This is a genomic window from Burkholderia sp. SR8 (genome assembly GCF_052851275.1).
The window spans coordinates 1-18,345 of the sequence record NZ_JAULUC010000039.1; the positions used below are offsets into that span (position 1 = coordinate 1).

The window sequence follows — 18,345 nt, forward strand, 5'->3', positions numbered from 1 at the left end:
TCTAGATTCTGTCGCGCGCATCAAACAAAGTTAAGTGAGACAAAAATTTTACCGAGGGCCGGCCGCTGGATCGGCACCGCGGCCCGGCTGCCGGCCGGGCCGCGCGTCGTCCAGGTACGGGCGGCGCGCCGCTGCAGGCTCGCGATGTCACGCGATGCCGCCGGCCGCCGACGACAATGAACAACGGGTATCCGATGATCGATCGACTGAAATACAGCTTCTCCGGCCTTCCCCCGTATGACGCGTGCGTCGCCGACACGCAGGCCGGCCTGTCGCGCCTGCTCGACGCCGCGCGGCTCGACGCGGTCGTGGTCACGTCGCAGGACGAATACATCACCGAATACCTGCCGCGCCGCAACAACCCGCGCTACGCGGTGTCGGGCTTCGACGGCTCGGCCGGCTGCGGAATCTTCCTGAGCGCGGCGACCGCGCAGGCGCTCGGCGTGCCGCCGTTCGTGCTGTTCGTCGACGGCCGCTATCACCTGCAGGCCGAGCAGCAGTGCGACCCGGCGCGCGTGCGCATCGAGAAGCTCGGGATGAACGTGACGATCTGGCAGGCGCTCGCCGACTGGCTGAACGCGCATGCGAGCCGGCTCGCGCGGGTCGGCTACGATGCGCTGCGAATCAGCGTCGCGCAGCGCGACCGGCTGCTCGCGCAGACGCGGGCCGCGTCGATCGACTGGACGAGCCTCGCGGAGCGCGAGATCGATCGCGCGATCGCGCTGCCGGGCTGGGTCGTCGAACGGCCGATCTTCGAGTTGCCGGACACGGTGACCGGCGCGAGCGTCGCGCAGAACCTCGACGCGCTGAATCGCCGGCTCGCCGTGCACACGGGCGCGGCGGCCGGCAAGACCGCGTTCTTCACGTGCGCATCGGACGATCTCGCGTATCTGCTGAACAGCCGCGGCTATCACATCCCGAATGCATCGTCGCACCTGGGCTTCCTGTTCGCGATCGGCGAGCAGGTCGTGCTGTTCTTGCCGGAAGGCTGCGACCGGTGCCCGGTCGAACTGGCGTCGTATCCGGCGCTGCACGTGATCCGGCGCGACGTCGCCGAACTCGAGCGCTTCCTCGCGCAGTTCGCGGTCGACCACGTGTGCTACGGCTTCGAATCGGTCAACTGCGCGCTCGCCGAATCGGTGAGCCGCGTGTGGCCGCACGCGCGCCACGCCGATTTCAACCCGGTCGAGGCGCTGCGCGCCGGCAAGACGCCGGCGGTGCTCGAGCGGTTCCGCGACGCGTTCGCGCGCAGCTCGGCGGCGATCGCCGCGACGATGCGCTGGGCGAAGGTCGGCGAGCCGGGGCAGCGCCATACCGAATACGACCTGGCCCGCGCAATCAACGACGCGTACGGCGCACGCTCGGCCGTCGCGCTGACGTTCCCGTCGATCGCCGCGAACGGCGCGAACAGCGCGTTCGCGCACTACACGGCAGCGAGCGCCGACGTCGAGCTGACCGAAGGCGAGCTCGTGCTGCTCGACAGCGGCGCGTACTACGACGCCGGCTTCGCGACGGACTGCACGCGCGTCGTGCTGCGCCGCACGCGGCCGGACACGGTCGCGCAGCCGTGGCAGCGCGAGATCTACACGGTCGCGCTGAAGGCCTGCATCAAGGGGCTCGTCACGCGCTTCCCGAAGACGGCGACGGGCGGCGACGTCGATGCGGCGGTGCGGCAGGTGTGCCGCGACCACGGCTACGATTTCGGCCACGGCACCGGGCACGGCGTCGGGATCCACGTGCACGAGGGCGGCGTGCGGTTCGCGCCGGGCGCGACGTACGGGCTGGTGCCGAACGCGGTGATTTCGGTCGAGCCGGGCATCTACGTGCCGGGCAAGGGCGGCGTGCGGATCGAGAACATCGTGATCGTGCGCGCGGACGACGCGGAATCGGACACCGTCGCGTTCGAGAACCTGGTGACGGTCGGCTACGACTGGGACCTGATCGACGTCGACCTGCTGGACGACGACGAGCGCGCGTATCTGCGCGACTACGAACGGCTTTGCGTGGAACGCGGCACGCAGGTCACCGCGTGCCCGCTGCTGTAGGACGGGGAAGGAGTGCGCGGCGCGGCAGGGCCGCGCGGCGCGTGGCCGGCGCATTGGTGCGCCGGCGTGGCGCATACATCACTGCATCAATATATCGCTGAGTCAGCGCATCAGCGCCGACACACGCCCGTCGGGCCCGTAGACACCGGCCGGCGCGGGCGCCGAGCGCAGCACCGCGAGCGCGCGCTCGTTGTAGTCCATCCGGATCCGGATCAGCATGCCGTTGGTCGCATTGGCCTGGCGCGCGCGTTCGGCGGCCTGCAGCAGCAGTTGCCAGCGGCCGGCGAGGCGTGCGTCGCGCTCGGCGGCCTGGTCCATGCCTTTCTTGCCGGCCGGAAAGCCGAGCGCGGACAGCTGCGTGTCACGCGTGCGCTCGAGCTGCGCGAGGCGGTCGATCAGCTCGCTCTTCTTCTCGACGATGCCGGGCAGCATTTCAAGCGGCTCCGGCGTCGTCAGCGCCTTTTCCTCGTAGGCGAGCAGGGACGCGAACGCTTCGACCGTCGCGTGTTCGTCGTTGACCGTGGCCAGCAGCTCTTCTCTCATCGCGTCATGCTCGTCGCGCCGGCACGCGGGTGCGCATGCCGGCAAACCAGGGGACCGGTCAGGGCGTGACGGGCCCCGGGCCGGCTCAGTTGCCCTGCGAGCGCTGCTGCTGCAGCAGGTCGCGGGCGGTATTCAGTACGCCGTCGGCGATCTTGTTCACGTCGATCGTCAGCGTGCCGTTGTTCAGCGCGTCCTTGATCGACTGGACGAGGGCCGTGTCGATGTCGGCGTTGCCGGAAGCCGACGCCGAACGCAGCTGGCCGGACAGACCCGACAGGTTCACGGTCGTGTCGCCGCCGGTCGATCCTGCGTCGGCCGGCTGCCCGGACGTCGACGAAGCCGCGCCGGATTGCGCGCGGGCCGCGCCGTTGCCGGTCGGCGCGAGTGGGCTCGGGTTCGGAGTGGAATCGATCTTCACGATGGGTTTCCTGGACGGTATGACCCAGATAACGGCCGGGTCGGCCCGAACTTTAGCACCGTGCTTCCGAAATTCTCCGAATAAACAATTCTTTACAATCTTGCGGCAGGATCCGCCCCTATAGCGGAATTTCGACGGTCCCCGCGTCCTTGACGACCGCCGTAACGATCTGGCCCGCGGCCATCCTGACCCGCACCGACTGGCCCGGCGCCGCATTCGCGAGCGCGCTGCCCTCGGCCGAGATCGTGAAACCCGGGCCGGCCGCGACGACCCGCACCGTCTGGCCGGCCGACACTGACGCGGCGCTCTTCAGCATGTCCTGGCGCAGCGGCAGCCCGGCCGCGATCCGCGCGAGTGCGGTCGAGCCGACCGCCTGCGCGGGATCGGTGATCACCGCGAGCGGCAGCACCGTCAGGTCGCCGTCGCGCGCGACGAGGTCGGCCGCGGTCAGCGGCTCTCCGGGCGCGATCTGGCGCGCGGCGACGTAATAGGTGGCGTGCACCGTCACCTTTGCCTGCAGATAGACGGTCCACGGCCGCTCACCCGCGCAGCGCACGCCGACGGTCGTGCGGCCCCACAGGCGCGCGCCGGTCGGCAGGAACGGCTCGAGCGTCGTGCACGCGGCGAGCCCGCGCGGGAACGCGGCGGCGACCGTCGCGGTGGTCTTGCCCGGCAGGCCGGCGATCTGCTGCTGCAGGAACGCGAGGGCCGTGCGCCGGATCGACTCCGGGTCCTGCTGGCCGGGCGGCGTTGCCTGGGCCGCCGGCGCGGCGGCCGCCGGTGCGCGCGGCGCCGAAGCGGATGAAACGGATGAAGCGGATGAAGCGGTGCGCAGCGCGGCCATGCGGGCGGCGAGCGCCTGCCGGGCCGGATTCGATACGGGATCCGCGGTGGCGGTACCGGCGACGACGGTCGCGACACTGCCGGGATCGGCGGCGCGCGGCGCGCCGTAACCGGTGTTCGCGGCGTTCACGCGGGCTGCTGCGTAGACGGCGCGCGGTGCCGGAACTGGCGTCGGTACCGGCGCAGGCGCCGGAACGCTCGTCACGACCATCGATCCGGCCGGCTGCGCCGTGTAACCGCTCGCGGTCGCGCCGGCGGCAGTGGCCATGCGGGAAGCGCTGCCCGTGGCCGCACGGGGCGCGCCCGCCATGCCGGCGGCACCGGCCGCCGCTACGCCAGCCGCGCCGGCCATGCCGGCAGCACTGCCCGCCGCACCCGCCATGCCGGCAGCACCGCCCGCCGCGACACCCGCTGTACCGGCCATGCCGGCAGCACCGCCCGCCACCACGCCCGCCGCGCCGGCCATGCCGGTCGCGCCCGCCACGCCGAGCGCACCATTCCCGACCGCCTCCGAACCCGTGCCGGCGGTCCCGCCGAACTGCCCGCCGCTCGCCGCATTCGCATGCGCGAGCGCCGTCTCGGCCGTCTCGCCGCGGCCCGGAATCACGATCGTCCCGTCGTCCGCGTGCGCGGCCGGCGCCGCGACCCACAGCGCCGCGGCGAGCGCGAACGCACGGCGCAGGCGCGTACCGCGTCCGGCGTGTTCGCGAAGTGCGCTGCCTGCCATTGCCGTGTCCTCGAAGCCGTTGATCCGATTCGCATTCTAGGGAGCCGGCCGGGCGCGCAAACGATGAATAGAGGGGGCCTTTGCCGCGTTATTCGTCCGATTGCCGGTTGCATGCGCCGCCTACCATCGCTGTCATGGAAAAAAGCCCCTTGGGTCGCCATCCGGCGCGAGGGGCGTGCAGCGCTTCATACGGAGAGACGCACACATGCTGGACAAACTCGATGCCGAATTCGCGTTCGGCCGACAGGCGCTCGACGTGCGCGCCTATCGGCAGGAACTGCTGTCGTCGAACATCGCGAACGCCGACACGCCCGGCTACCAGGCCCGCGACGTCGATTTCGCGTCGACCCTCGCGCGCTCGCTGAAGCAGACGGGCGGCACGCTCGCGCCGAGCAACGCCGCGCAGCTGCCGATGGCGCAGCCGGCCGGCGTGACGAGCGGGATGTCGATGGTGTCGACGGCGCCCGGCCACATGGCCGGCACCGCGAAGCTGATTCCGACCGGCGGCCCGAGCGACGACTACGGTCGCGCGCAGTACCGGATGCCGCTGCAGCCGTCGCTCGACGGCAACACGGTCGATCTCGACGTCGAGCGCGTGCAGTTCGCGAACAACGCGCTGCACTACGAAACCGGGATGACCGTGATGACCCAGCAGATCAAGGCGATGATCGCCGCGATCTCGACGAACTCGTAAGCGCGCGCCGCTTCCGTACCCGAACCAGGAGCCTCCATGCCCTCGTTGATGAACATCTTCGGCGTCGCCGGTTCGGCGCTGTCCGCGCAATCGCAGCGCCTGAACGTCACCGCGTCGAACCTCGCGAACGCCGACAGCGCGACCGGCCCCGACGGCAAGCCGTACAAGGCCAAGCAGGTCGTGTTCGCGACCGACCCGATCGGCGGCGCGCGCACCGCGTCCGGCCAGGGCGTCGGCGGCGTGCGCGTGACCAAGGTCGTCGACGACCCGTCGCCGATGAAGTCGACCTACGACCCGGCGAACCCGGCCGCCGACGCGAACGGCTACGTGCAGATGCCGAACGTCGATCCGGTGCAGGAAATGGTGAACATGATCTCGGCGTCGCGCTCGTACCAGGCCAACGTCGAGACGCTGAACACCGCGAAGACGCTGATGCTGAAGACGCTGACGATCGGCTCGTAAGCCGCGCCGGCCGACGCTACAGATCCGATAGACCCGACAGTTCCGACCCAAGGCCACCCAGGATGACATCCTCCAGCACGACGATCGGCAGCAACGGCACCAACGTGTCGACCCTGCCGACCGACACGATGAACACCAACAACGTGTCGAGCACCGGCACGTCGGCGAGCGACCTGCAGGCGACGTTCCTGAAGCTGCTCGTCACGCAGCTGCAGAACCAGGACCCGACGAGCCCGGTCGACAGCTCGCAGATGACGTCGCAGCTCGCGCAGATCAACACGGTGAGCGGCATCGCGCAGCTGAACACGTCGCTCACGTCGCTGTCGACGCAGCTCGCCGCCGGCCAGCAGACGCAGGCCGCGCTGCTGATCGGCACGAACGTGCTCGCGCCGGGCAACAGCGTCGGGGTGAAGAGCGGCGCGGCGTCGCCGTTCGGCGTGTCGCTCACGAGCGACGTGTCGAACCTGACGATCACCGTGAAGAACAGCTCGGGCGCGGTCGTCAACACGATCAACGCGGGCAAGCAGTCGGCCGGCACGGTGCCGTTCAACTGGACGCCGACGGATGCGGCCGGCAACACGCTGCCGGACGGCACCTACACCGTCAGCGCGCAGTACACGGGCAGCGACGGCAAGACCTATGCGCCGACCGTGCTCGCGGCCGCGACGGTGCAGAGCGTGATCAAGCAGGCCGACGGCACGGCGGGGCTCGTGCTGTCGAACGGCACGACCGTGGGGCTGACCCAGGTTGCGTCGATCTTCCCGAACACCGCGTCGTCGTCGTCCGGCGGCACGAACACCACCAACTGATCCAGCTTTCTCGAAAACGGAGACCGAAATGGGTTATCAACAGGGTCTGAGCGGCCTCGCCGGTGCATCGAACGCGCTCGACGTGATCGGCAACAACATCGCGAACGCGAACACGGTCGGCTTCAAGTCGAGCACCGCGCAGTTCTCCGACATGTACGCGAACTCGATCGCGACGTCGGTCAACACGCAGATCGGGATCGGCACGACGCTCGCGTCGGTGCAGCAGCAGTTCGGCCAGGGCACGATCAACACGACGAACTCGTCGCTCGACGTCGCGATCAACGGCAACGGCTTCTTCCAGATGTCGAACAACGGCGTGACGACGTACTCGCGCGACGGCACGTTCCAGCGCGACAAGAACGGCTTCATCGTCAACTCGGCGGGCGCGAACCTGATGGGCTACGCAGCCGACAAGAACGGCGTGATCAGCACCGCGCAGACCGTGCCGCTGCAGGCGCCGACGACCAACATCGCGCCGACCGCGACGACCAAGATCTCCGCGCAGTTCAACCTGAACTCGCAGGACACGGTGCCGACCAAGACGCCGTTCGACGCGACCGACACCACGACGTACAACTATTCGACGGCGATCCAGGTGTACGACTCGCTCGGCGGCTCGCAGGCGGTCAACATGTATTTCGTGAAGTCGGCGGCCGGCACGTGGGAAGCGTACGCGGGCGTGCAGGGCGGCACGACGACCGATCTCGGCACGGTCACGTTCGATTCGTCGGGCGCGATCAAGAGCACGACGCTGCCGGGCTCGACCACGCCGACCGCGTCGGTCGGCCAGTTCCAGTTCAGCGTGCCGACCAGCGACGGCTCGGCGACGCCGCAGAACCTGACGCTCGACATGACCGGCACCACGCAGTACGGCGGCAAGGACGGCGTGAACAACCTCGCGCAGGACGGCTACGCGAGCGGCACGCTGACGACCTTCTCGATCGGCTCGGACGGCAAGCTGACCGGCAACTACTCGAACGGCCAGACGGCAGTGCTCGGGCAGATCGCGATCGCGAATTTCAACAACCCGAACGGGCTGATCAACCTCGGCGGCAACCAGTATGCGGAGACGTCCGCGTCGGGCGTCCCGCAGATCTCCGCGCCGGGCAGCACGAACCACGGCACGCTGCAGGGCAGCGCGCTCGAGAACTCGAACGTCGACCTGACGTCGCAGCTCGTCAACCTGATCACCGCGCAGCGCAACTATCAGGCGAACGCGCAGACGATCAAGACGCAGCAGACCGTCGACCAGACGCTCATCAACCTGTAACGCGCGGATAACCGGCAGCCATGGACCGACTGATCTACACGGCGATGACGGGCGCGTCGCAGTCGCTCGACCAGCAGGCGATCGTCGCGAACAACCTCGCGAACGCATCGACGACGGGTTTTCGCGCGCAGCTCGCGACCTACCGCGCGGTGCCGATGAACTTCGGCGACGGCAGCAACATCGACCCGACGACGACGCGCACCTACGTGCTCGCGTCGACGCCGGGCGCCGACTACGCGCCGGGTCCGATCACGCGCACCGGCAACCCGCTCGACGTCGCGGTGCAGGGCGCCGGCTGGCTGTCGGTGCAGACGGCCGACGGCAGCGAGGCGTACACGCGTGCCGGCAACCTGCACGTCGACGAGAACGGCCAGCTCGTCAACGCGAGCAACCTGCCGGTGATCGGCAACGGCGGCCCGATCTCGGTGCCGCCGAACGCGGAAGTGACGATCGGCAAGGACGGCACGGTGTCGGCGCTGATGCCGGGCGACCCGCCGACGGCGGTCGCGATCGTCGACCAGATGAAGCTCGTGAACCCCGACCCGGCCACGCTCACGCGCGGCAACGACGGGCTGTTCCGCACCGCCGACGGCAATCCGGCCGACGCCGACCCGACCGTGGTCGTCACGCCGAACTCGCTCGAAGGCAGCAACGTGAATCCGGTGACCGCGATGGTCGCGATGATCGACAACGCACGGGCGTTCCAGCTGCAGTCGAAGCTGATCCAGACGGCCGACCAGAACGAGCAGTCGGCGAACCAGCTGCTCAACTTCAGCTGAGCGGCCAGGCCCTCGCTACCAGGAGAAGATTCAACATGAACCGATCGCTCTACATTGCCGCCACCGGCATGAATGCGCAGCAGGCGCAGATGGACGTGATCTCGAACAACCTCGCGAACACCAGCACCAACGGCTTCAAGGCGTCGCGCGCGGTGTTCGAGGATCTGCTGTACCAGACCATCCGCCAGCCGGGCGCGAACTCGACGCAGCAGACCGAGCTGCCGTCGGGCCTGCAGCTCGGCACCGGCGTGCAGCAGGTCGCGACCGAGCGCCTGTACACGCAGGGCGGCCTCACGCAGACCGGCAACTCGAAGGATGTCGCGATCAACGGCGCGGGCTTCTTCCAGGTGCTGATGCCGGACGGCACGAACGCATACACGCGCGACGGCTCGTTCCAGACCAACGCGCAGGGCCAGCTCGTCACGTCGAGCGGTTATCAAATCCTGCCGGCGATCACGGTGCCGCAGAACGCGCAGTCGCTGACGATCGGCAAGGACGGCGTCGTGTCGGTCACGCAGCCGGGTTCCAGCAACGCGGTGCAGATCGGCTCGCTGCAGATCGCGACCTTCATCAACCCGGCCGGCCTCGAGGCGAAGGGCGAGAACCTGTTCGCCGAGACCACGTCGTCGGGCGCGCCGAACGTGTCGCAGCCGGGCCTGAACGGCGCGGGCGTGCTCAACCAGGGCTATGTCGAGGCGTCGAACGTGAACGTCGTGCAGGAGCTCGTCAACATGATTCAGACGCAGCGCGCGTACGAGATCAACAGCAAGGCCGTGACGACGTCCGACCAGATGCTGCAGACCGTCACGCAGATGAAGAGCTAACCGGAACACCCGCCGTCGCCATGAAGCAGGTTCGCCTTCTCCCGTCAGCCTCCGTCCGCGCCGCGTGCGCGGTCGCGGTGGCCGCGCTCGCCGGTTGCGCGCAGATTCCGCGCGACCCGATCATCCAGCAGCCGATGACGGCGCAGCCGCCGATGCCGATGTCGATGCAGGCGCCCGGCTCGATCTACAACCCCGGCTACGCGGGCCGGCCGCTGTTCGAGGATCAGCGGCCGCGCAACATCGGCGACATCCTGACGATCGTGATCGCGGAGAACATCAACGCGACCAAGTCGTCGGGTGCGAACACGAACCGGCAGGGCAACACCGACTTCAACGTGCCGACGGCCGGCTTCCTCGGCGGGCTGTTCGCGAAGGCGAACCTGTCGGCGGCCGGCACCAACAAGTTCGCGGCGACGGGCGGTGCGAGCGCCGCGAACACGTTCAACGGCACGATCACGGTGACCGTCACCAACGTGCTGCCGAACGGCAACCTCGTCGTCAGCGGCGAGAAGCAGATGCTGATCAACCAGGGCAACGAATTCGTGCGCTTCTCGGGGGTCGTCAACCCGAACACGATCTCGGGCGCGAACTCGGTCTACTCGACGCAGGTCGCCGACGCGCGGATCGAATACTCGGCGAAGGGCTACATCAACGAAGCCGAGACGATGGGCTGGCTGCAGCGCTTCTTCCTCAACATCGCACCGTGGTGATGACGATGCAGCAGCCTCTTTTCCACCGTCTGTCGTTGCGCGCATCGCGTGCGCTCGGTGCGCTGGCCGCCGCGTTGGTGCTGGCCGCGGGCGCGTTCGGCGCGGCGCCCGCGCACGCGGAGCGCCTGAAGGACCTCGCGCAGATCCAGGGCGTGCGCGACAACCCGCTGATCGGCTATGGCCTCGTCGTCGGCCTCGACGGCACGGGCGACCAGACGATGCAGACGCCGTTCACGACGCAGACGCTCGCGAACATGCTCGCGAACCTCGGCATCTCGATCAACAACGGTTCGGCGAACGGCGGCACGTCGTCGCTGAACAACATGCAGTTGAAGAACGTCGCGGCCGTGATGGTGACCGCCACGCTGCCGCCGTTCGCGCGGCCGGGCGAGGCGCTCGACGTGACCGTGTCGTCGCTCGGCAATGCGAAGAGCCTGCGCGGCGGCACGCTGCTGCTCACGCCGCTGAAGGGCGCGGACGGGCAGGTGTATGCGCTCGCGCAGGGCAACATGGCCGTCGGCGGCGCGGGCGCGAGCGCGAACGGCAGCCGCGTGCAGGTGAACCAGCTCGCGGCCGGCCGGATCGTCGGCGGCGCGATCGTCGAGCGTTCGGTGCCGAACGCGATCGCGCAGATGAACGGCGTGCTGCAGCTGCAACTGAACGACATGGACTACGGCACCGCGCAGCGGATCGTGTCGGCGGTGAATGCGAGCTTCGGCCCGGGCACCGCGACCGCGCTCGACGGCCGCACGATCCAGCTCGCCGCGCCGGCCGATTCCGCGCAGCAGGTCGCGTTCATGGCGCGGCTGCAGAACCTCGACGTGAGCCCGGACAAGGCCGCCGCGAAGGTGATCCTGAACGCGCGCACCGGTTCGATCGTGATGAACCAGATGGTCACGCTGCAAAGCTGCGCGGTCGCGCACGGCAACCTGTCGGTGGTCGTCAACACGCAGCCGGTGGTGTCGCAGCCGGGGCCGTTCTCGAACGGGCAGACCGTGGTCGCGCAGCAGTCGCAGATCCAGCTGAAACAGGACAACGGCGCGCTGAAGATGGTGACGGCCGGCGCGAACCTCGCCGACGTCGTGAAGGCGCTGAACACGCTCGGCGCGACGCCGGCGGACCTGATGTCGATCCTGCAGGCGATGAAGGCGGCCGGCGCGCTGCGTGCCGATCTGGAGATCATCTAAATGGCGGCGAACCTTCCGAACGCAAACGACCTCACGCAGCGCTTCGCGCTCGACGTGCAGGGCTTCGACGCGCTGCGCGCGCAGGCGAAGCAGTCGCCGCAGGCCGGCGCGAAGGCGGTGGCCGGCCAGTTCGACGCGATGTTCACGCAGATGATGCTCAAGAGCATGCGCGACGCATCGCCCGACGGCGGGCTGCTCGATTCGCACACGTCGAAGATGTACACGTCGATGCTCGACCAGCAGCTCGCGCAGCAGATGTCCAGGCGCGGGATCGGCGTCGCCGACGCCCTGATGAAGCAGCTGCTGCGCAATGCGGGGCAGGGTGCGGGCGACGAAACCGCGGCGGATGCCGGCGCGGCCGGGCTCGGCGCGGCCGGCTTCGGCACGTCGGGCAACGAAGGCAGCCTCGCCGCGATGAACGCGATGGCGAAGGCCTACGCGAACGCCGCGAACAACGGCGCGCTCGCCGGCGCGCGCGGCTACTCGGCCGGCAGCGCGCTGACGCCGCCGGTCAAGGGCGCGAGCGGCGTGCAGGATGCCGATGCGTTCGTCGACCGGCTCGCCGGCGCCGCGCAGGCAGCGAGCGCGACGACCGGAATCCCGGCGCGCTTCATCGTCGGCCAGGCCGCGCTCGAATCGGGCTGGGGCAAGCGCGAGATTCGCGCGAGCGACGGTTCGACGAGCTACAACGTGTTCGGCATCAAGGCGAACAAGGGCTGGACGGGCCGCACGGTGTCGGCGCTGACGACCGAATACGTGAACGGCACGCCGCGCCGCGTCGTCGCGAAGTTTCGCGCGTATGATTCGTACGAACACGCGATGACCGATTATGCGAACCTGCTGAAGAACAACCCGCGCTACGCGGGCGTGCTGAGCGCGAGCCGCAGCGTCGAGGGTTTCGCGCATGGTCTGCAGAAGGCCGGTTACGCGACCGACCCGAATTACGCGAAGAAGCTGATCTCGATCATGCAGCAGATCGGCTGACGCGCAGCGGGCCGGCACGGCTTGCTGCAGTCTTACGGACCGCGCCCGGCGTTCGCCGCGCGCGGTTTCAACGTTTGCGCGAAAAATATCCGCAATTCGATCTAAACTTTCGGTGAGCACTGCCGCTAAGTGTGTGAGACCGCAACCGGGCCATGTTCTGGCCCGGTTTTATTGCGCACCGGTCACCCGGGCGCCCATGACAAGAAGACCGGCTAGCCATGAATATCGAAACGTCGACCGATCCGAGCCTGGATGCGGGTCATTCCGGGCCCGACTACGCCCGCCGTAATCCGCTGGAGATCGGCGTGCAGCTGCGCAACCTCGTGAACCGCGGCGACTTCCTGACCGTCCAGTACCCGGGCGGCCAGCTGGTCACGCGCCTGCTCGAGGTCGACGTCGGCGCGCGCACGTTCACGTTCGACTGGGGCGCGCTGTCCGAGCAGAACGCCGGCATCCTCGCCGCGTCGCACTGCACGTTCGCGGCCGCGCCGGAAGGCGTGCGCGTCGAATTCACGACCGGCACGCCGCGCGAGACGCGCTACGAAGGGCTGCCCGCGTTCGTCGCCGATTTTCCCGACGTGCTGACGTGCATCCAGCGGCGCGAGTACTTCCGCGTCGATGCGCCGATCGTCGATCCGTTCCTGTGCCGCGGCAAGCTGCCGGACGGCGACGGTTTCGTGTTCGAGGTGCACAACCTGTCGCTCGGCGGCGTCGGGCTGCGCACGGCCGACGAACGCGTCGAGGCGCTCGAGGTCGGCACGCTGCTGCCCGACGTCGAGCTCGAACTGACCGGGCACGGCAAGCTGTCGCTCGACCTGCGCCTCGTGTCGCAGCGTTCGACGCAGATGCCGAACGGCTCGCGGCGCTATCAGCTCGGCTTTCGCTTCATGTCGCTGCCGGGCAGCGCGGAGAACACGCTGCAGCGCCTGATCACGCAGCTCGAGATGAAGCGCCGCTCGCTCGCGCGGGCCTGACGCATCGTCCGCGGCCCCGCCCGGGGCCGCTTGCGCACCGGTGCCGGCGGGTTCGGCCCGGGCGCCCGGCGGGCGACGCGCGCAGGCGCGCCGCACGCGCATTTTTTCCTCAATTTTTTCGATCCGCGGCCGTTATACCGGGAGTCACGCAACCCGGCGGCCGCAGCGCGGCCGGCTCATCAGGATCGCGCATGTCCAACACACTCATGAACCTCGGCGTCAGCGGCCTCAATGCCGCGCTCTGGGGCCTCACGACGACCGGCCAGAACATCAGCAACGCCGCGACGCCCGGCTATTCGGTCGAGCGTCCCGTCTACGCCGAGGTGAGCGGCCAGTACACGGCGAGCGGCTACATGCCGCAGGGCGTGAACACCGTCACCGTGCAGCGGCAGTACAGCCAGTACCTGAGCGACCAGCTGAACAGCGCGCAGTCGCAGGGCGGCGCGCTGTCGACGTGGTATTCGCTCGTCGCGCAGCTGAACAACTACGTCGGCAGCCCGACGGCCGGTATCTCGACCGCGATCACCGGCTATTTCACCGGCTTGCAGAACGTCGCGAACAGCGCAGCGGACCCGTCCGTGCGGCAAACGGCGATCAGCAACGCGCAGATTCTCGCGAACCAGCTCAATGCGGCCGGCCAGCAGTACGACGCGCTGCGCCAGAGCGTGAATACGCAGATCTCCAGCACGGTGTCGCAGATCAACACGTACACCACGCAGATCGCGCAGCTGAACCAGCAGATCGCGGCCGCGAGCAGCCAGGGGCAGCCGCCGAACCAGCTGATGGACCAGCGCGACCTCGCGGTGTCGAACCTGTCGGGCCTCGCCGGCGTGCAGGTCGTGCGTAACGACAGCGGCTACAGCGTGTTCATGGCGGGCGGCCAGCCGCTCGTCGTCGCCGACAAGAGCTACCAGCTCGCGGCCGTCACGTCGTCGTCCGATCCGAGCGAGCTGACCGTCGTGTCGCAGGGGATCGCCGGCGCCAATCCGCAGGGGCCGAACGAGGCGCTGCCGGATGTGTCGCTGTCGGGCGGCACGCTCGGCGGCCTGCTCGCGTTCCGCAACCAGACGCTCGACCCGGCGCAGGCGCAGCTCGGCGCGCTCGCGACCAGCTTCGCCGCGCAGGTCAACGCGCAGAACGCGCTCGGCATCGACCTGTCGGGCAAGCCGGGCGGCGACCTGTTCACGGTGCCGGCGCCGACCGTCTATTCGAATCAGGGCAATACCGGCAACGCGGCGCTGACCGTGTCGTTCGCGAACGCATCGCAGCCGACGACGAGCGACTACACGCTGTCGTACGACGGCACGAACTACACGCTGACCGATCGCGCAAGCGGGTCGGTGGTCGGTCAGTCGACGTCGATGCCGGCGTCGATCGGCGGGCTGAACTTCTCGTTCTCGTCCGGCGCGATGAACAGCGGCGACCAGTTCACCGTGCTGCCGACGCGCGGCGCGCTCGACGGCTTCGGGCTCGCGACGACGAGCGGCTCGGCGATCGCGGCTGCGTCGCCGGCCGTCACGTCGGCGTCGAGCACCAACATCGGCACCGGCAAGATCGCGCTGAGCGGCGTGAGCGCCGGTTATCAGGTGCCGTCGACCAAGCTCACCTACGACGCGGCGACGAAGTCGCTGTCGGGCTTCCCGGCCGGCACCACGGTGACGATCCCGGGCACGCCGCCGACGTCCGTCACGATCAGCAGCCCGACCGACCCGGTGCCGTACGACCCGTCGACCGGCGCGACGATGACGATGTCGGGAACGGCCGCGGGCGCGCTGAACGGCGTGACCGTCACGCTGTCGGGTACGCCGTCGGACGGCGATTCGTTCACGATCGGGCCGTACGCGGGCGGCACCAGCGACGGCAGCAACGCGCTCGCGCTGTCGCAGCTCGTCAACGCGAAGACGCTGGGAGGCGGCACGACGACGCTCACGGGCGCCTACGCGAACTACGTGAACAACATCGGCAACGCCGCGAGCCAGCTCAAGTCGTCGAGCACCGCGCAGACGGCGCTCGTCGGCCAGATCACGTCCGCGCAGCAGTCGGTGTCGGGCGTGAACCAGAACGAGGAAGCCGCGAACCTGATGCAGTACCAGCAGCTGTACCAGGCGAACGCGAAAGTGATCCAGACGGCGGCATCGCTGTTCCAGACCGTGCTCGGTCTGTTCAGCTGACCGGAATCGAGAGGACCGAACCCATGCGGATTTCCACGACCCAGTTCTACCAGCTGAACGTCGGGCAGATGAACGATCAGCAGGCGCAGCTCGCGCAGCTCTACCAGCAGATCTCGAGCGGCGTGAGCCTCACGACGCCGGCCGACAATCCGGTCGGCGCGGCGCAGGCCGTGCAGCTGTCGATGACGTCGGCCACGCTGTCGCAATATGCGGCCAACCAGAGCACGGCGCTCGCGTCGCTGCAGGCCGAGGACCAGGCGCTGCAGAACGTCAGCAGCGTGCTCGGCAGCATCCAGTCGGTGATCGTGCGCGCCGGCGACGGCTCGCTCGCCGACAGCGACCGCGCGGCGCTCGCGACGCAGCTCGAGGGCTATCGCGACCAGCTGATGTCGCTCGCGAACTCCACGGACGGTGCGGGCAACTACCTGTTCGCCGGCTTCAAGAATGACGCGGCGCCGTTCACGAAGAACGCCGCCGGCGGGATCAGCTACGTCGGCGATACGGGCACGCGCACCGTGCAGATCGACGATTCGCGCAGCGTGCCGCAGGGCGACTCGGGCGTCGCGGTGTTCATGTCGGTGCCGGCGCTCGGCAGCTCGCCGGTGCAGGCGGCCGGCGCCGGCAACGCCGGTACGGCCACCATCGGCAACGTCACGGTGACGGATCCGTCGGCCGCGACGAACGGCCATCAATTCACGATCACGTTCGGCGGCACCGCGGCCGCGCCGACCTACACGGTCACCGACAACACGGCGGCGCCGCCGACCACCACGCCCGCGCAGGCCTATACGTCGGGCACCGCGATCGCACTCGGCAGCGGGATGAAGGTGGCCGTGTCGGGCACGCCGTCGCCGACCGACACGTTCTCCGTCACACCCGCGCCGCAGGCGAGCGGCGTCGACGTGTTCTCGACGCTCGACTCGATGATCACGGCGCTGAAGACGCCCGTCACCGGCAATTCGGTGGCGAGCGCCGCGCTGTCGAACGCGATGGGCACGGCCGCGACGAAGATCAACAACTCGATGCGCAACGTCACGACCGTGCTGGCGTCGGTCGGCGGCCGCGAGCAGGAAGTCAAGGCGATGCAGACCGTGAACCAGACGGCCGCGCTGCAGACCACCAGCAACCTGTCGGACCTGACCAGCACGAACATGGTCACGACGATCAGCCAGTACCTGCAGGTGCAGAACGCGCTGAGCGGTGCGCAGAAGGCGTATGCGCAGCTGCAGAACATGTCGCTGTTCCAGTACATCAACCCGTGACGTACGCGGCGCCCGCTGCGATGTGAGCGCCCGCTTACGTCGCGCGGTGCGCCGAGCGCCGCACGCCGAGCGCCGCACGCCGCACGCCGCACGCCGAGCGCCGAGCGCCGAGCGCCGAGCGCCGAGCGCCGAGCGCCGAGCCGTCGGCCTGCGCGTGCGATCGCGCGCCTGTCGACGCCCACCGGCCGCGCCACGCCGTCGCGCCCGGCGAGCGGACGCGCCGCGCTTGCCAGCCCCATTTCCGCTCCGTAAACTCGCGCCAGATTCCAGACCGGCGCACCGTCCGCAGCCGGCGATCGACAGGAGCCCTTTTCCCCATGTCCGATTCCTACTTCCCGCGCTGGCGGGTGCAATCGACCGGCGCCGCGCGCGTGGTCGGCCCCGACGAACGCCTCGCGTGGCCGCAGATGGTCGCGATGGGCGTGCAGCACGTCGTCGCGATGTTCGGTTCGACCGTGCTCGCGCCGCTGCTGATGGGCTTCGATCCGAACCTGTGCATCTTCATGTCGGGCATCGGCACGCTGCTGTTCTTCGTGCTGGTCGGCGGCCGCGTGCCGAGCTACCTCGGCTCGAGCTTCGCGTTCATCGGCCTCGTGATCGCGGTGACGGGCTACGGCGGCAGCGGTCCGAACCCGAACATCCCGGTCGCGCTCGGCGGGATCATCGCGTGCGGTGTCGTGTACGTCGCGCTCGGCGCGCTGGTGCAGGCGATCGGCACGCGCTGGATCGAGACGCTGATGCCGCCCGTCGTCACCGGCGCGGTGGTCGCGGTGATCGGGCTGAACCTCGCGCCGATCGCGGTCAAGGGCGTGTCGGCGTCGACCTTCGACTCGGTGATGGCGCTCGTCACGGTGCTGTGCGTCGGCGGCGTCGCGGTGTTCGCGCGCGGGATGGTGCAGCGTCTGCTGATCCTCGTCGGGCTCGTGATCGCGTACGCGATCTACGCGCTCGCGACCAACGGGATGGGCCTCGGCAAGCCGATCGATTTCGCGATCGTCGCGCATGCCGCGTGGTTCGGCGTGCCGGGCTTCCGCGCGCCGGTGTTCGATCCGCACGCGATGCTGATGCTCGCGCCGATCGCGGTGATCCTGGTCGCGGAGAACCTCGGCCACATCAAGGCCGTCAGCGCGATGACGGGCACCAACCTCGACCGCTACGTCGGCCGCGCGTTCATCGGCGACGGGCTCGCGACGATCGTGTCGGGCAGCGTCGGCGGCACGGGCGTGACGACCTATGCGGAGAACATCGGCGTGATGGCCGTCACGCGGATCTATTCGACGCTGGTGTTCGCGGTCGCCGCGCTGATCGCGATCGGGCTCGGCTTCTCGCCGAAGTTCGGCGCGGTGATCCAGACGATTCCGGGCCCGGTGCTCGGCGGCGTGTCGATCGTCGTGTTCGGGCTGATCGCGGTGACGGGCGCGCGGATCTGGGTCGTCAACAAGGTCGACTTCTCCGACAACCGCAACCTGATCGTCGCGGCCGTCACGCTGGTGCTCGGCGCCGGCGACTTCTCGCTGAAATTCGGCGGCTTCGGGCTCGGCGGGATCGGCACCGCGACGTTCGGCGCGATCATCCTGTACGCGATCCTGCGCAAGGAAAAGGAACCGGGCCCGGTGGTGTGAGCCGCGGCGGCGCCGGCGCCG

17 protein-coding genes are annotated in these 18,345 nt (G+C 69.1%); 14 read left to right on the plus strand and 3 right to left on the minus strand.

The genetic code is table 11. The annotated features are described in order from the left end of the window. The first annotated feature begins 194 nt into the window (after positions 1-194). Entirely contained in the window at positions 195-2,045 is a 1,851-nt protein-coding gene (locus tag Q3A80_RS30050) for a M24 family metallopeptidase (RefSeq protein WP_446332421.1), read from the plus strand. A gap of 102 nt (positions 2,046-2,147) precedes the next feature. Here the strand turns inward: Q3A80_RS30050 and Q3A80_RS30055 are convergent, their stop codons facing one another. The 3 genes from Q3A80_RS30055 to flgA all read right to left on the minus strand — a co-directional run bounded on the left by Q3A80_RS30055 (position 2,148) and on the right by flgA (position 4,576). After that, positions 2,148-2,588 (minus strand): flagella synthesis protein FlgN, encoded by a 441-nt coding sequence (locus tag Q3A80_RS30055; RefSeq protein WP_446332422.1) that lies wholly within the window; start codon positions 2,586-2,588, stop codon positions 2,148-2,150. 85 nt (positions 2,589-2,673) lie between these two features. Then, positions 2,674-3,006: a flagellar biosynthesis anti-sigma factor FlgM gene (gene flgM / locus Q3A80_RS30060; RefSeq protein ID WP_446332423.1), complete on the minus strand. Its 333-nt coding sequence runs from the start codon at positions 3,004-3,006 to the stop codon at positions 2,674-2,676. A 118-nt stretch (positions 3,007-3,124) separates the two neighbouring features. Next, a complete protein-coding gene (flgA, locus tag Q3A80_RS30065) occupies positions 3,125-4,576 on the minus strand; it encodes a flagellar basal body P-ring formation chaperone FlgA (protein WP_446332424.1) in 1,452 nt (483 codons plus the stop codon). A 205-nt stretch (positions 4,577-4,781) separates the two neighbouring features. On the opposite strand from flgA, the gene flgB reads away from it, so the two are divergent. The 13 genes from flgB (at position 4,782) to Q3A80_RS30130 (ending at position 18,324) form a co-directional block, all read left to right on the plus strand. Further along, positions 4,782-5,270 (plus strand): flagellar basal body rod protein FlgB, encoded by a 489-nt coding sequence (gene flgB, locus Q3A80_RS30070; RefSeq protein ID WP_446332425.1) that lies wholly within the window; start codon positions 4,782-4,784, stop codon positions 5,268-5,270. A 36-nt stretch (positions 5,271-5,306) separates the two neighbouring features. Beyond that, positions 5,307-5,732, plus strand: coding sequence for a flagellar basal body rod protein FlgC (gene flgC / locus Q3A80_RS30075; protein WP_040142404.1), 426 nt, complete (start codon positions 5,307-5,309; stop codon positions 5,730-5,732). A gap of 62 nt (positions 5,733-5,794) precedes the next feature. Then, positions 5,795-6,541 (plus strand): flagellar hook assembly protein FlgD, encoded by a 747-nt coding sequence (locus Q3A80_RS30080; RefSeq protein WP_446332426.1) that lies wholly within the window; start codon positions 5,795-5,797, stop codon positions 6,539-6,541. A 28-nt stretch (positions 6,542-6,569) separates the two neighbouring features. Further along, positions 6,570-7,811 (plus strand): flagellar hook protein FlgE, encoded by a 1,242-nt coding sequence (gene flgE, locus Q3A80_RS30085; protein ID WP_446332427.1) that lies wholly within the window; start codon positions 6,570-6,572, stop codon positions 7,809-7,811. A gap of 20 nt (positions 7,812-7,831) precedes the next feature. Beyond that, positions 7,832-8,590: a flagellar basal-body rod protein FlgF gene (flgF, locus tag Q3A80_RS30090; protein WP_446332428.1), complete on the plus strand. Its 759-nt coding sequence runs from the start codon at positions 7,832-7,834 to the stop codon at positions 8,588-8,590. A gap of 35 nt (positions 8,591-8,625) precedes the next feature. After that, the gene (gene flgG / locus Q3A80_RS30095) at positions 8,626-9,414 is read left to right on the plus strand and encodes a flagellar basal-body rod protein FlgG (protein ID WP_014895799.1); all 789 of its coding nucleotides are present in this window, start codon (positions 8,626-8,628) and stop codon (positions 9,412-9,414) included. A gap of 20 nt (positions 9,415-9,434) precedes the next feature. Beyond that, the gene (flgH, locus tag Q3A80_RS30100; RefSeq protein ID WP_446332429.1) at positions 9,435-10,124 is read left to right on the plus strand and encodes a flagellar basal body L-ring protein FlgH; all 690 of its coding nucleotides are present in this window, start codon (positions 9,435-9,437) and stop codon (positions 10,122-10,124) included. A gap of 5 nt (positions 10,125-10,129) precedes the next feature. Next, the gene (locus Q3A80_RS30105) at positions 10,130-11,311 is read left to right on the plus strand and encodes a flagellar basal body P-ring protein FlgI (RefSeq protein ID WP_446332430.1); all 1,182 of its coding nucleotides are present in this window, start codon (positions 10,130-10,132) and stop codon (positions 11,309-11,311) included. Further along, on the plus strand, positions 11,312-12,295 hold the full coding sequence (gene flgJ, locus Q3A80_RS30110; RefSeq protein ID WP_446332431.1) for a flagellar assembly peptidoglycan hydrolase FlgJ: 984 nt from the start codon (positions 11,312-11,314) through the stop codon (positions 12,293-12,295). A 218-nt stretch (positions 12,296-12,513) separates the two neighbouring features. Then, the gene (locus Q3A80_RS30115) at positions 12,514-13,269 is read left to right on the plus strand and encodes a flagellar brake protein (RefSeq protein WP_446332432.1); all 756 of its coding nucleotides are present in this window, start codon (positions 12,514-12,516) and stop codon (positions 13,267-13,269) included. A gap of 191 nt (positions 13,270-13,460) precedes the next feature. Beyond that, positions 13,461-15,440 (plus strand): flagellar hook-associated protein FlgK, encoded by a 1,980-nt coding sequence (gene flgK / locus Q3A80_RS30120; RefSeq protein WP_446332433.1) that lies wholly within the window; start codon positions 13,461-13,463, stop codon positions 15,438-15,440. A gap of 23 nt (positions 15,441-15,463) precedes the next feature. After that, complete coding sequence (flgL, locus tag Q3A80_RS30125) at positions 15,464-16,702, plus strand: flagellar hook-associated protein FlgL (protein WP_446332434.1); 1,239 nt, start codon at positions 15,464-15,466, stop codon at positions 16,700-16,702. Between the two features lie 317 nt (positions 16,703-17,019). Then, positions 17,020-18,324 carry a solute carrier family 23 protein gene (locus tag Q3A80_RS30130; protein WP_446332435.1) on the plus strand — a complete coding sequence of 435 codons (1,305 nt, stop codon included), beginning with the start codon at positions 17,020-17,022 and terminating at the stop codon, positions 18,322-18,324. Positions 18,325-18,345 lie beyond the last annotated feature (21 nt).

Coding starts and splice junctions, on each gene's coding strand:
- Q3A80_RS30050 (WP_446332421.1), top strand. CDS start 195: ATGATCGATCGACTGAAATACAGCTTCTCCGGCCTTCCCCCGTATGAC.
- Q3A80_RS30055 (WP_446332422.1), bottom strand. CDS start 2,588: ATGAGAGAAGAGCTGCTGGCCACGGTCAACGACGAACACGCGACGGTC.
- flgA (WP_446332424.1), bottom strand. CDS start 4,576: ATGGCAGGCAGCGCACTTCGCGAACACGCCGGACGCGGTACGCGCCTG.
- flgB (WP_446332425.1), top strand. CDS start 4,782: ATGCTGGACAAACTCGATGCCGAATTCGCGTTCGGCCGACAGGCGCTC.
- flgC (WP_040142404.1), top strand. CDS start 5,307: ATGCCCTCGTTGATGAACATCTTCGGCGTCGCCGGTTCGGCGCTGTCC.
- Q3A80_RS30080 (WP_446332426.1), top strand. CDS start 5,795: ATGACATCCTCCAGCACGACGATCGGCAGCAACGGCACCAACGTGTCG.
- flgE (WP_446332427.1), top strand. CDS start 6,570: ATGGGTTATCAACAGGGTCTGAGCGGCCTCGCCGGTGCATCGAACGCG.
- flgF (WP_446332428.1), top strand. CDS start 7,832: ATGGACCGACTGATCTACACGGCGATGACGGGCGCGTCGCAGTCGCTC.
- flgG (WP_014895799.1), top strand. CDS start 8,626: ATGAACCGATCGCTCTACATTGCCGCCACCGGCATGAATGCGCAGCAG.
- flgH (WP_446332429.1), top strand. CDS start 9,435: ATGAAGCAGGTTCGCCTTCTCCCGTCAGCCTCCGTCCGCGCCGCGTGC.
- Q3A80_RS30105 (WP_446332430.1), top strand. CDS start 10,130: ATGCAGCAGCCTCTTTTCCACCGTCTGTCGTTGCGCGCATCGCGTGCG.
- flgJ (WP_446332431.1), top strand. CDS start 11,312: ATGGCGGCGAACCTTCCGAACGCAAACGACCTCACGCAGCGCTTCGCG.
- Q3A80_RS30115 (WP_446332432.1), top strand. CDS start 12,514: ATGAATATCGAAACGTCGACCGATCCGAGCCTGGATGCGGGTCATTCC.
- flgK (WP_446332433.1), top strand. CDS start 13,461: ATGTCCAACACACTCATGAACCTCGGCGTCAGCGGCCTCAATGCCGCG.
- flgL (WP_446332434.1), top strand. CDS start 15,464: ATGCGGATTTCCACGACCCAGTTCTACCAGCTGAACGTCGGGCAGATG.
- Q3A80_RS30130 (WP_446332435.1), top strand. CDS start 17,020: ATGTCCGATTCCTACTTCCCGCGCTGGCGGGTGCAATCGACCGGCGCC.